At 54.9% G+C, this 12815-nt stretch carries 15 protein-coding genes and 1 riboswitch; all 15 genes read left to right on the forward strand.

Features of this window, described 5'->3' with window-relative positions:
- Nucleotides 1–23: 23 nt before the first annotated feature.
- The 15 genes from JJB07_RS02055 (at nucleotide 24) to wecB (ending at nucleotide 12806) form a co-directional block, all read left to right on the forward strand.
- Nucleotides 24–524, forward strand: a complete 501-nt coding sequence (locus JJB07_RS02055) for a GNAT family N-acetyltransferase (RefSeq protein WP_201630691.1) — start codon at nucleotides 24–26, stop codon at nucleotides 522–524.
- Nucleotides 525–602: 78 nt separating this feature from the next.
- On the forward strand, nucleotides 603–1670 hold the full coding sequence (locus tag JJB07_RS02060) for an L-threonylcarbamoyladenylate synthase (protein WP_201630693.1): 1068 nt from the start codon (nucleotides 603–605) through the stop codon (nucleotides 1668–1670).
- Nucleotides 1671–1747: 77 nt separating this feature from the next.
- Nucleotides 1748–1905: riboswitch (cyclic di-AMP (ydaO/yuaA leader) on the forward strand.
- A gap of 55 nt (nucleotides 1906–1960) precedes the next feature.
- Nucleotides 1961–2371, forward strand: a complete 411-nt coding sequence (locus JJB07_RS02065) for an NAD-binding protein (RefSeq protein ID WP_201630695.1) — start codon at nucleotides 1961–1963, stop codon at nucleotides 2369–2371.
- Between the two features lie 130 nt (nucleotides 2372–2501).
- A complete protein-coding gene (locus JJB07_RS24160) occupies nucleotides 2502–2858 on the forward strand; it encodes a hypothetical protein (RefSeq protein WP_201630697.1) in 357 nt (118 codons plus the stop codon).
- A gap of 94 nt (nucleotides 2859–2952) precedes the next feature.
- Nucleotides 2953–3534 (forward strand): manganese efflux pump MntP, encoded by a 582-nt coding sequence (locus JJB07_RS02075; RefSeq protein WP_201630699.1) that lies wholly within the window; start codon nucleotides 2953–2955, stop codon nucleotides 3532–3534.
- Nucleotides 3535–3753: 219 nt separating this feature from the next.
- Nucleotides 3754–4722, forward strand: coding sequence for a 2,3-diaminopropionate biosynthesis protein SbnA (sbnA, locus tag JJB07_RS02080; protein ID WP_201630700.1), 969 nt, complete (start codon nucleotides 3754–3756; stop codon nucleotides 4720–4722).
- A gap of 34 nt (nucleotides 4723–4756) precedes the next feature.
- Nucleotides 4757–5725 (forward strand): 2,3-diaminopropionate biosynthesis protein SbnB, encoded by a 969-nt coding sequence (gene sbnB, locus JJB07_RS02085; protein WP_201630701.1) that lies wholly within the window; start codon nucleotides 4757–4759, stop codon nucleotides 5723–5725.
- Between the two features lie 93 nt (nucleotides 5726–5818).
- Entirely contained in the window at nucleotides 5819–6520 is a 702-nt protein-coding gene (locus JJB07_RS02090; protein ID WP_201630702.1) for a low molecular weight protein arginine phosphatase, read from the forward strand.
- 103 nt (nucleotides 6521–6623) lie between these two features.
- On the forward strand, nucleotides 6624–7682 hold the full coding sequence (locus tag JJB07_RS02095) for an AAA family ATPase (RefSeq protein WP_201630703.1): 1059 nt from the start codon (nucleotides 6624–6626) through the stop codon (nucleotides 7680–7682).
- Nucleotides 7679–8464 (forward strand): DUF4435 domain-containing protein, encoded by a 786-nt coding sequence (locus JJB07_RS02100; RefSeq protein WP_201630704.1) that lies wholly within the window; start codon nucleotides 7679–7681, stop codon nucleotides 8462–8464. Before JJB07_RS02095 ends, JJB07_RS02100 begins: the two co-directional genes overlap by 4 nt.
- Before the next feature lie 42 nt (nucleotides 8465–8506).
- The gene (gene rpiB, locus JJB07_RS02105; RefSeq protein ID WP_201630705.1) at nucleotides 8507–8977 is read left to right on the forward strand and encodes a ribose 5-phosphate isomerase B; all 471 of its coding nucleotides are present in this window, start codon (nucleotides 8507–8509) and stop codon (nucleotides 8975–8977) included.
- Nucleotides 8971–9552 (forward strand): TIGR01440 family protein, encoded by a 582-nt coding sequence (locus tag JJB07_RS02110; protein WP_201630706.1) that lies wholly within the window; start codon nucleotides 8971–8973, stop codon nucleotides 9550–9552. The genes rpiB and JJB07_RS02110 overlap by 7 nt, the downstream gene beginning before the upstream one ends.
- Nucleotides 9553–9628: 76 nt before the next feature.
- Nucleotides 9629–10894: a serine hydroxymethyltransferase gene (locus JJB07_RS02115; protein WP_201630707.1), complete on the forward strand. Its 1266-nt coding sequence runs from the start codon at nucleotides 9629–9631 to the stop codon at nucleotides 10892–10894.
- 118 nt (nucleotides 10895–11012) lie between these two features.
- Nucleotides 11013–11642: a uracil phosphoribosyltransferase gene (upp, locus tag JJB07_RS02120; protein WP_201630709.1), complete on the forward strand. Its 630-nt coding sequence runs from the start codon at nucleotides 11013–11015 to the stop codon at nucleotides 11640–11642.
- Nucleotides 11643–11663: 21 nt separating this feature from the next.
- Complete coding sequence (gene wecB, locus JJB07_RS02125; protein ID WP_201630711.1) at nucleotides 11664–12806, forward strand: non-hydrolyzing UDP-N-acetylglucosamine 2-epimerase; 1143 nt, start codon at nucleotides 11664–11666, stop codon at nucleotides 12804–12806.
- Nucleotides 12807–12815: the final 9 nt, after the last annotated feature.

Below are 12815 nucleotides of genomic sequence, written 5' to 3' on the forward strand. Positions count from 1 at the left end.
GCAAACAGGGAGGACGTCCTACCATGAGCCTGATCATCCGCCAAGCAACCCTCGAAGACTTTGCACCCATCCACAAGTTACTCACAGCCGCCGGGTTGTCCACAAACGGACTCGGCGATCACATCCACAACTACCTCGCCGTGGAAAACCCGAACGAATCGAAACTTGTGGGCACCGTAGGCTTGGAAACGTACCAAGAACACGAACGTTTGTACGGTCTGATGCGGTCGCTCGTTCTGGAAAACTCCGCTTTGCAAGCGAAGATGGGGATGGAGCTGTTGCGCCTCTTTTTTGCCTATGCCGAGACGAAGGAACTCTCGGCGTTGTACTTATTCACAAAATCCACAGGTTTGGACCTGTTTATCCACATGGGGTTTTCCACAATCGAGGCAGAGGCGTTGCCCGCGTGTATTCGCCAGTCTCCATCCTACCTCGCGTATGCCGGACAGGAGATCATTCCGATGGTCCATGTGTACAAGTCCACAACTTATCCACATAGCCCTGTGGATATTGTGGGTAACTAAGAACAAACGTTCCTACGTTGGAATTTCCCCGAACTTTGCCTATACTGGATAGGACAATGAAAATGGGCAGGGATTCCAATGAGCATCGAAACACAACGATTTGGCACAGGTCCAGACGACCTTGAACGTGCCGCACACATGCTTCGTGACGGTCTGACCGTGGCGTTTCCGACGGAGACCGTCTATGGATTGGGTGCCAATGCACTCGATGCAGAAGCGGTGAGTCAAATTTTTGCAGCCAAGGGGCGACCGTCCGACAATCCACTGATTGTCCACATCGCCCGTGAACAAGATCTTCACCCGCTGGTCACGCACATTCCGGATCAAGCACGTCTGTGCATGGAACGTTTTTGGCCGGGGCCGTTGACGTTGATCTTGCCGTGTACAGATCGAGTGCCGACGACGGTAACGGCCGGGCTTTCGACGGTGGGCATTCGCATGCCTGATCATGATACCGCGTTGCAACTGATCGCGATGGCGGGCGTGCCACTGGCCGCTCCGAGCGCGAACCGTTCTGGACGTCCGAGTCCGACGACCGCCGATCATGTTCTGGAAGACCTCTCCGGACGCATCGCCGGCGTTGTGGACGGAGGACCTGCGGGCGTCGGCGTGGAGTCCACCGTTTTGGACGTAACGGGGGACAAGCCGATGATTCTCCGGCCGGGCGGCATCACCCGCGAGATGTTGGAGGAAGTTTTGGGCCCCGTAGGAATCGATCCGGCGCTTGGCAATGAAGCGATCGCCCCCAAGTCCCCAGGCGTCAAATACACGCACTACGCGCCGCAGGGCACGATGTATTTGGTTGAGGGAGCGTCTGCGCGTACCAAGATTGCAGAACTTGTGCGCGCGGCTCGGGAGCAAGGGAAAAAAGTCGGCATCCTCACGACAGACGAAGAGACAGAGGCGTACCACGCCGCTTTTTCATCAGAGCGCTTGCCAAATGGGGAGGAAGCTGTCATCACGCTGTCGCTCGGCTCCCGCGATGATCTCGCCACCGTCGCAACGCATCTCTACGACGCGATTCGATCCTTCGACCATCATGGCGTGGAAGAGATCTACGCCGAAACGTTCTCCGAAGCGGGCGTCGGTCTCGCGATCATGAACCGACTGCGAAAAGCGGCGGGACATCGGGTGATTTCTTCGTAGGTTCACAGAATTGGCGGAAAAATAGGCGTGAAAGCGCTTCATCTTTCCCCAGTGGAACGTGTATAATGGAAGCAGACAACACACAACAGCTGAGTTCGTGACCTGAGATGGGCACGAAGCGGAGGACCCAATCAACATGGGGTGAGTTCTGCCAGACGTATAGCAGAAGGGGTGTAGTTTCTCTCTTGCCACCCTAACCCGTCAGCTAACTTCGTAAGCTGCTGCGAGAGAGGTCGATGACCTCGGTTCTTGTTGTCCAATACTACATTGGATAAAGAGGTGTATTTGGCATGAAACAATGTCTTGTTGTGACGATGGATGAAGCTGCGATTCCGTTCATAACCACGATGAAGGCGCTTGGCGTCGAGTGTTCCGTCCTCGATTATTGCGTGCAGACGACTCAGTTTCTGCGCGAACACGAGGTGGACGCCACGGTGATCTCGGTAGGTCATCACAAGTCGGACGTCATCGCAAACGAAGCGGTCCGCAACTGCGACACAGCTGTCGTCTTCGAAGGGGCTTGGCTTGAGAGTGCGCTGATCGTGCAAGCGCTCAAACAAGCGGGAATCCAGAAAGTCGTCGTCGTCGCTCAGAACCAAAGTTTCATGCGCGCGTACCGTGCCCTCGGAGCAGACCGCGTAGTTGGCGTTCGCCGTTGGAATCGGGACTCGTTGCGCGTGCTCTATGCGCAACACGCGTAGGGATGAAGTGAATTTTCTTACACCAAGACCGTCCGAATCGGGCGGTCTTTTTCGTGCGCTCGTCCGCACCATTTCGACCCCGTCTCCATAGGATATAGAAAATAATGAGACTGGCAGGTGGCAGCGTAGAATGAAAGGCAAAAAGGCAAACAGCATCACCCGTAAGGCGCGTAAGTCGCGCAAGTCGGTTCAAGTTCAAGCGGAACAAGTCTTTTATCCGGGATACGGCGGCTTTGGTGGGTATCGCGGGTTTGGCGGCATCGGCTATGGTGCCGGGATCGGAGTTGGCGTAGGCGTAGGAGCTGGCATCGGTGCAGGATTTGGCGGCGGCCTTGGCTATGGCGGGTTCGGTGGCCTTGGCTATGGAGGTTTCGGCGGCCTGGGCTACGGCGGGTTTGGCGGCCTGGGCTATGGTGCGGGCATCGGAGTCGGTGCGGGCATCGGCATTGGTGCCGGGGTCGGTTTTCGTCGAGGTCTCTACTGGTAAGCATAAAAAAACCTCAGACTCCCTCGCGGAGTCTGAGGTTTTTTTTCGCAGACAAGCCGCATAGACATGGTGTAGCAGGACAACCGGGGGAGGGATGCCAGTGGGCAACATACTTCTACATAACGGTGAGTTCATGACGTTGCTCGTCATGGCTCTGGCTCTGGGCATGGATGCATTCTCTCTGGGGCTCGGCATGGGGATGCTCAAGCTTCGCACGCACGAAATCGCCCGCATCTCGGGGACGATCGGTGTTTTTCACGTGGTGATGCCGCTGCTCGGGATGGTCGTCGGGATGTATCTCTCAAGCGTCGTCGGGGACGTCACGCGCTGGATCGGAGCTTTGCTTCTGATCGGGTTGGGCGGTCAGATGATCTGGAACTCGATTTTCGGCAAGGACGACGAGGCCGGAGATAGCCGGGCATCCGCGCGCACGAGCGGGATCGGGCTGTTTTTGTTTGCGCTCTCCGTGAGCCTCGACTCGCTGTCGGTCGGGTTTTCGCTCGGAACATTCGGGGCCAACATTGCGCTTGCCGTCACGTTGTTTGGCATCTGCGGTGCGATGCTTGCCGCGTTGGGACTGGGTGTCGGTGGGCGCGTGTCCCATCTGTTTGGTGAATACGGCGAAGTCATTGGCGGCGCGGTGCTGGTCGCATTTGGCTTGAAGTTCTTGTTCTGACGAGCCTCAACAACGCGAAAAAAACGGCGGGGACACTTCCTCGTCGTTTTTTGTTTTTACATTTGGTAACCATTCTTTCCTAGACCTAGTTTTAATGACTATTAGAATCTTGAAAAGTATAATCCAATATCTCTTGACGAGTATTTAACGTAGGGGTTATGATCTTTATGACATTGCAAAATCGCCGGATCAAACTTTTTCAATCGGGGAGAGAAGATCATGATTGAGAAGCTGTCATCGATCGGGAATTTTATCGGCCGGACGCCGCTTGTGCATCTGGAACATCCGACCGTCGATCTGTACGCCAAGTTGGAGTTTCACAATCTTATGGGCAGCGTAAAAGTTCGCCCGGCCTATTACATCTTGAAGTCCGCGATTGAAAGCGGGCGCGTGACCCAAGACACGACGGTGATTGAATCCTCATCCGGGAATTTTGGCATTGCGCTTGCCACGCTTTGCAAGCGTTTGGGGATCAAGTTCATCCCGGTCATCGATCCAAACATCAACCCGAGTTACGAGAACCTGCTTCGCTCGCTGTCGTACCGCGTGGAAAAAGTCGAAGAACGGGACAAAACCGGCGGCTTTTTGCTCACCCGTGTTCAGCGTGTCAACGACTTGCTGCGGGACATCCCGAACTCGTTTTGGACGAATCAATACGGCAACATCGACAACTTCAACGCGCACTATAAAGGGTTGGGCACAGAGTTGGCAGAACACTTCGACGAGTTGGACTACGCGTTCGTGGGCGTGTCTTCCGGCGGGACGATCTCCGGTGTTTCGCGCCGTTTGAAGGACAAGTTCCCGAACGTGCGCATCGTGGCGGTGGACAGCGTGGGATCGGTGATCTTCGGCACGCCGCCGAAGAAACGCTACATTCCGGGCATCGGATCTTCGATGGTGCCGGACATCTTGCGCGAAGCTGTCATCGACGAGGTCTTCCACGTCGAGGAAGTGGACACGATCACCGGCTGCTACCAACTGTTCGAAGACCATTGCATCTTCGGCGGCGGCTCGTCGGGGACGTCGTACTACGCGATTCAGCAGTATTTCAAGGACAAGATTTTTGAGAAGAGACCCAAAGTCGTATTTCTCTGCCCGGACGGCGGCACGCCTTATGCGGACACCGTCTACAACCAAGATTGGGTGCAAGACATTCGTGAAAAAAACTCCGTCCAGATTCAGTCGTAATTCTGTCGTAAGCAAAGAGAGGAGATAAAGCCCCATGTTGTATTTGAACACGAAGGACCTGCAATCCATCGGCATCAACTGGCACAAGACGATCTCCGTGGTCGAAGATGCCGTGAAGTGCCTGGCAACGAACGACTTCGCCCAACCGGTCAAGCCGTACCTGCGCTATCGAGACCTGACCAACCGCATCATCGCGATGCCGGCATTCTGCGGCGGCGATGTGAACGTGGCGGGGATCAAGTGGATCGCGTCCTTCCCGAAGAACATCCAGCAAGGCGTTCAACGTGCGCACTCGGTCACGATCTTGAACCAAGCGGACAACGGCAAGCCGATGGCGGTCTTCAACACCGCGTACGTCTCCGGCATCCGCACGGCTTCGGTCACCGGTCTGGTGATCAAAAAGTATGAAGAAGTGAAACCGCTTGCAAACGTGAACGTCGGCATCATCGGGTTCGGCCCGATCGGCCAGTTGCATCTCGAAATGGTCACGGCTGTACTCGGGGACAAAATCGCGAAGGTGTTCCTCTATGACATCGGCGGCGTGAAGACGGAGTACATCCCGGCTGCGATCAAAGATCGCGTGGAGATCGTGGATACGTACGAAGCGGCGTATGACGATGCAGATGTGTTCATCACCTGCACCGTTTCGTCGGGCGGCTACATCGACCGCAAGCCGAAAGAGGGCGCGCTGTTGTTGAACGTCTCTCTGCGCGACTTCAAGCCGGAGATTCTCGACTACACGAAAGCGATCATCGTCGACGATTGGGAAGAAGTCTGCCGTGAGAACACCGATATCGAGCTGATGCACAAAGAGCGCGGCTTGCAGGAGGAAGACACCAAGTCGATCGTCGACGTGGTCTGCAAAGAAGCGTTCAAGGGCTTTGGCTCGGACGAAGCGGTGATTTTCAACCCGATGGGGATGGCGGTGTTCGACGTGGCGGTGGCTCGTTATTACTACGAGTACGCGATGGAGAACAACGTCGGAACCCTGCTCGAAGACTAAGCTTTGGAAAAAGGAGACCTGTCCGCACGTGCGGTCAGGTCTCTTTTTGATTATACTAAGAGGAAAGGCGTGTGGAACGAAGGAGGAGACGACATGAATTTGTTGTTTGTATGTACAGGGAACACCTGCCGCAGCGCGATGGCAGAGCCGCTGATGCGCAAGCGTTTGGATGCTGCGGGGCTTGGTGACGCAGTTGAAGTGCGCTCGGCGGGGATTGCGGCGTATGCGGGGCAACCGGCGAGCAAGGGAGCCAAGCAGGTGCTGACGAATCACGGGTTGGACCCCGACGCGCACATGGCGACGCCGCTCGATGATGAACTGGTGAAGTGGGCCGATCTGATCCTGACCATGTCGCAGTCGCACAAGCGGGCGATCTTGGAGCGCCACTTTGAAGCGCTCGACAAAACGTTCCAATTGAAAGAGTTCGTCGATGACGATCCGGAGAGCTTGCGGATTCTCGAAGAGATGGGCGAGTTGCAAGCGGAAGCGCAGACCAAGCAGGCGCTGTTCATGGCGGAGCATGCTGATGAAATCGAGAGCCTGCAACAGCGCTATGCGGACAGCGGGGGGCAGGATGCAACGATTGATGATGAACTGGCGGCGCTGCAAGAGCGCCTCGAAGCTTCCGTCCAACAAGAAGCCGACCAGATGATGAAACTCGTCGCCAAACTGCCCGACTACGACATCGCCGACCCGTACGGCGGCACGCAAGACACGTACGACACTACGGGCCAAGAGATCGGCGTGTTGCTGGATAAGTTGGTTGTCCGGTTGAAGGAAGAAGGCGTGGAGTAAAAATGGAGAGCCCCGTTAGCTTAGATAGGTGCGGGGCTTTTCTATTTCGTGGGTTGGTAGGATATACTAGAGGTGAGGGAGTCATGTTTCGGGAGGTGTATTTGTGAAACTGAGGAGTTTGAGTTTGCACGGAGTAAAAGGGTTCCGAAAATTAACGATAGAACTCGTTGACCCAGTAAATAACAAGGTACGCCCTCGTACCGTCATTGTTGGGAAGAATGGTTCGGGGAAAACAACGATCCTTGATCATATTTTCGGAGTAATTGATATTCTAAGCAAAGGTGAGGAAGCAATCCTCCGCTGGAATACCAATGCTTTTCATGTAGCAGGGATAGAAATGGCCTTGGAATATCCGGAATTGAAAGAGCAGACCCCCTTTATGATTCATACAGGCAATTGGTATGGGATCAATCAGCAGACGATTCGGTCAGATGATATATATATGGGAGAGGACTTTTCCTACTTAGATCGGCCTCGAAGTGGTAAGCTTTTGGTTCGCACAGAACGAGCAGAACGTTTGGTGAAGGAGATCAAGTACGCGAGCGCTGGAGTAGACTCGAATCCAGATCTCGGCAATCTACTCTATTTTCCGACCGACCGACTTACGACGTTCAAGTTTTCTGGAGAAATTCAGAACGAAGCCCCTCAATTTCATTGGACTTACCGCTACAATCGCTACCACAACGAGTGGAAGGGTTCTGTAGAGAGCTTTTTAGTGTGGCTCTATTTTCGTGACTTGAAAGCGCGAGAAACCAATCCCGATGCTACATCCCGCTTTCATGAGTTCGCTCAACTAGTCAATCGTTTTCTTGAGGATAAAACCATCACAACTGTTGGCTATGATTACCGTGTAGAGGTGGTCCATACCATCTCGGGGCAGAAGCTTCATCTGGATGCATTGAGTTCAGGAGAAAACCAACTTATCCTGTTACTCGGAGAGATTTACCGATATATTCGAAAGGGTAGCATTCTGTTGATCGATGAGCCGGAAATTCACCTCCACCCGGTTTGGCAACGTCTCTTTATGGAAACGCTCACTGCGCTTTGCAAAAAGTATGACGCCCAATTCATCGTGACAACCCAGTCTCCACGTATAGCGGAATCGGTAGTGGGATATGAAGTCATCAACTTGGATAACCTCTTGGAGGAATCACGGTCATGACGGCCTATTCGAAGGTTTTTGTGGAGGGAAAAGATGATCAGGCAGTGCTGGATCAGCTATTTCCCATCGGGGGGATGTTTGAGCGGGCGGGTAACAAGAGAAAAGCCTTGGAAAAAGTCGAGAAAGACCCTACTGCCGTAGGTCTTGTAGATCGAGATTTCGACTCGGACGAAGTAGTAAAAGGTAGTCGTGTAGCAGAGTGTCGCTGTGCAATCCTTTCCCGTTACTCGTTGGAAAACTACTTTATTGAACCCAAATATCTATATAAATTAGCGGTTTTTCGTGATTTTGATCATCTTCCGAATTGGAAATCCGAGGAGGAGATCGAATGCCTGATCCTTTCCAAAGCCAAGGAATTATGTTATCTTGCAGCAGCGAACGAGCAGCTTTTGATTTTTCAAAAAAATAAGGCTTTTCACGAACTTACACCGTTCTTTGACAAACCTCAGCTTGAGGCTGAGGCTGTAAAAAACGAACTGTCAAAGCGAATGGAGCAATTACCAACTCGCGGAGACCTTGATGAGGTCCTGAAATCGTGGGAACAACGTTCCTCAGAAATCATAAAGGAATGCCAGACACTGCAAGGAGTAAATCGGTGGATTAATGGCAAGATTCTTTTGCGAAAGGTAATCTACCAAGAAATTTGCAACATCGTTCATCGTTACAAAGAAGATCATTTCATGTCAGACCTCGTCAACATTGCCAAGGAAGAAGGTCCGCCAAGTGAATTGGTTGAGATCTTATCCGGTTTTGGGGTTGACATTCGGACAATCACTTTCTAACGTGTAAGTAACCGAACTACCTACCAAGGAGGTTTTTGACAGATGAAACTTGCAATTGCAGCCGACCATGGCGGCTTTTCTTTGAAAGAATCTGTGAAAAAGAAACTCGACGCGATGGGGATTGCCTACCACGACTTCGGGACGTATTCGGAAGAGTCGGTGGACTACCCGGACTACGGGATCAAAGTCGCGGAAGCTGTGGCAAGCGGTGAATACCAGCGCGGCATCCTCGTCTGTGGCACCGGACTTGGCATGAGCATCGTCGCGAACAAAGTTCCGGGCATTCGCTGTGCCCTGCTCCATGATACGTTCTCGGCAAAAGCGACCCGCGAGCACAACGACACCAACATCATGGCGATGGGCGCACGCGTCATCGGGCCGGGTCTCGCCGATGACATCGTGGAAATTTGGCTCACCACCGAATTCAGCGGCGGTCGTCACCAAAAGCGTCTCGACAAGATCGCCGACGTCGAAAAACGCTACGGTCAAGAAGAAGGCGTGACAGGATGCTAGAGAACGAAACTTCCCAACACGAGGCGTTTGATCCCGCTCTCGTGAAGGCACAGACCCTGCAAGTGCTCCGCGAACTGGCGGGAAGCACCGAATTGGACAGCGAAACCATCGTCGTCATAGGCTGTTCCTCCAGCGAAGTCGTCGGGCGCAAGATCGGCACGGCCGGTTCTGCCGAAGCCGCGCAGCAGATCGTGGAGGCGGTGCTGGAAGCTCGCACACAGTACGGGTTTCACGTGGCGTTTCAATGCTGCGAGCATCTCAACCGCGCTCTCGTCGTCGAGCGTCAGACGATGAAGGAGTTTCACTTAGAGGAAGTCACCGTCGTCCCCGTTCCGACGGCGGGAGGTCAAGTGGCGTCCACCGCGTTTCGATCCCTGACCAAGCCGGTCCTCGTCGAACGCATCCAAGCCCACGCAGGCATCGACATCGGAGACACGTTCATCGGGATGCATCTGCGCCCCGTCGCCGTGCCCGTTCGTCCGACCCTTCGTTCGATTGGCGAGGCTCACGTCACGATGGCGAAAACGCGTCCGAAACTGATCGGTGGCGCACGCGCCATTTACGTTCTCGATTGACCGCAAAGTACGAACCATTTCGTGTCGAATGTGTTATAATGTTCGGAAATAGCCGTTCCAAGGAGAGTGACCGAAGATGACAAACCATCTGTCCCAAACATTGAAACAGATCGACCGCGAAGTTGCCGAAGCCATGGAAAAAGAGCTGGGCCGCCAGCGTTCGAAAATCGAATTGATCGCCTCCGAAAACTTCGTCTCCACTGCAGTTATGGAAGCGATGGGCACCGTGCTCACGAACAAATACGCAGAGGGCTACCCCGGCAAGCGCTACTACGGCGGCTGTGAATACGTCGACGTCGTAGAAGACATCGCCCGCGACCGCGTGAAGAAATTGTTCAACGCGGAACATGCCAACGTCCAACCGCACTCCGGCGCCAATGCGAACACAGCTGTGTATTTCGCATTCCTGAAGCCGGGTGACACCGTGCTCGGGATGAACCTCTCGCACGGCGGTCATTTGACCCACGGTTCTCCGGTGAACATCTCCGGCCAATACTACAACTTCGTTCCCTACGGCGTCGAAGAAGGCACGCACCAAATCGACTACGACAAAGTCCGCGCCCTCGCCGTCGAACATAAACCGAAGATGATCGTCGCCGGCGCTTCTGCGTTCCCGCGCGAGATCGACTTCCCGAAACTGCGTGAGATCGCCGACGAAGTCGGTGCGTACCTCATGGTCGACATGGCGCACATCGCAGGTCTCGTTGCGACCGGTCACCATCCGTCTCCGGTTCCGTACGCAGATTTCGTCACCTCCACCACACATAAAACGTTGCGCGGCCCGCGCGGCGGTCTGATTCTCTGCAAAGAGCAATACGCGAAGGCGATCGACAAAGCGATTTTCCCGGGCATCCAAGGCGGCCCGCTGATGCACGTCATCGCATCCAAAGCGGTCGCATTCGGCGAAGCGCTGCAACCGGACTTCAAAGACTACATCCAAGCGGTCGTGGACAACGCACAAACGCTGGCAACCGCTCTGACCGACCGTGGTTTCACCCTCGTGTCGGGCGGCACGGACAACCACCTGCTCTTGCTCGACGTCCGCAACTTCGGACTGACCGGCAAAGAAGCGGAGCACCTGCTCGACGAAATCGGCGTCACGACGAACAAAAACACCATCCCGTTCGATCCGGCGTCTCCGTTTGTCACCTCGGGCGTGCGCATCGGCACCCCGGCTGCCACGTCCCGTGGTTTTGACGGCGAAGCGATGGTGGAAATCGCTGCGATCATCGAGCTGACCCTCAAGCATCGCGACGACGCGGCCAAAGTCGAAGAAGCACGCCAGCGTGTACAGGCGCTTTGCGACAAATTCCCGATGTACGAAGGCTTGACCTACCTCTAAGACCCCACAGTCGGAAAAAAAGACCCGACACGCCCCGGAGCGTGTCGGGTCTCTTTTGGTATTCCAGAAAGGTTTTGCTATAATGGTACAGACGAAAATTGCAAAGGGGAGACGGCTCATGGGAAAAGTCTACGTATTTGATCACCCACTGATCCAACATAAATTGACCTACATCCGCAGCACCGAAACCGGGACGAAGCAATTCCGCGAACTGGTGGAGGAAGTCGCGATGTTGATGGCGTACGAAGCCACTCGCGATCTGCCCCTGGAGGAGACCACGATTCAAACGCCGGTTTCGGAAGCCAAAACCAAGATCCTCGCCGGGAAAAAGCTCGGCGTCGTGCCGATCTTGCGCGCCGGACTTGGCATGGTGGACGGCATCTTGAGCCTCATCCCGAGCGCGAAGGTCGGTCACATCGGCCTCTACCGCGATCCGGAAACCCTGCAACCGGTGGAGTACTACTGCAAACTCCCGACCGATTTGGAAGAGCGCGACTTGATCACGGTCGACCCGATGCTTGCGACGGGCGGTTCGGCTGCGGCTGCGATCACGTTTATGAAACAACGCGGCGCGAAAAACATCAAGCTGATGTGCTTGATCGCCGCTCCCGAAGGCATCGAAACCGTTCAACAAGCACATCCGGACGTAGACATCTACGTCGCCGCCATCGATGAATGCTTGAACGACCACGGGTATATCACGCCGGGCCTCGGCGACGCGGGCGACCGCTTGTACGGCACGAAGTAACAGAGGAGAGCGATAGAAACTATGGAACCGATTCGTGTACTGACCGTGTTTGGCACCCGACCGGAAGCTGTCAAGATGGCACCGCTTGTGAAAGCGCTGGAGAAGGCCGGAGACAGAATTCACTCCAAGGTGTGCGTCACCGCGCAGCACCGGCAGATGCTCGACCAAGTGTTGAACTTGTTCGAGATCAAGCCGGACTACGACCTCGACATCATGGAGCCGCGCCAAACGCTGACCGGCGTGTCGATCAAAGCGCTGGCAGGTCTTGAGAAGGTCTTGCAAGAGGAACAGCCGCACATCGTGCTCGTACATGGCGATACCACGACGACGTTCGTGGCGGGCTTGGCCGCTTTTTACCAACAGATCGCCATCGGTCATGTGGAAGCGGGTTTGCGCACGTATGACAAGTACTCCCCGTTCCCGGAAGAGATGAACCGCCAACTGACCGGCGTCATGGCCGATCTGCACTTTGCGCCGACCGACATGTCCAAGGCGAACCTTCTGCAAGAGCACAAACCGGAGGCGCGCATCTTCGTCACGGGCAATACGGCGATTGACGCGATGGCGACCACCGTTCGCGATACATACTCCCATGAGATCCTTGACAGCCTGCAAGCGGGCCAACGACTCGTGTTCATGACGGCGCACCGCCGTGAGAATTTGGGGGAGAAGATGCACAACATCTTCACCGCCGTTCGCCGCTTGGTCGAAGAGCATGAGGACATCGTGCTCGTCTACCCGGTGCATCTGAACCCGGCTGTGCAAGAACCGGCGCGTGCCATTCTCGGAGGACATGATCGGATTCATTTGATCGACCCGCTCGACGTGTTCGATACGCACAACTTCATGTCCCGTGCGTACTTGATCTTGACCGACTCCGGCGGGATTCAAGAAGAAGCACCGTCGCTTGGCGTTCCGGTACTCGTGCTTCGCGACACCACCGAGCGTCCGGAGGGCATCGAAGCCGGCACGTTGAAACTGGCGGGCACGGAGCAAGAGGTGATCTACTCGCTCGCTCATGAACTGCTGACCGACGAAGGAGCGCACGAAGCGATGTCGATCGCCGCGAATCCCTACGGCGACGGACAGGCTTCGGAGCGGATCGTGCAAGCGATCTTGTACCACTTCGGGCAGGGTGAGAAGCCGGACGAGTTCCGCGTATAAGGTAAAAAA

The sequence above is a fragment of the Tumebacillus amylolyticus genome (assembly GCF_016722965.1).
In the GTDB taxonomy this organism is placed as follows: Bacteria; Bacillota; Bacilli; order Tumebacillales; family Tumebacillaceae; genus Tumebacillus; species Tumebacillus amylolyticus.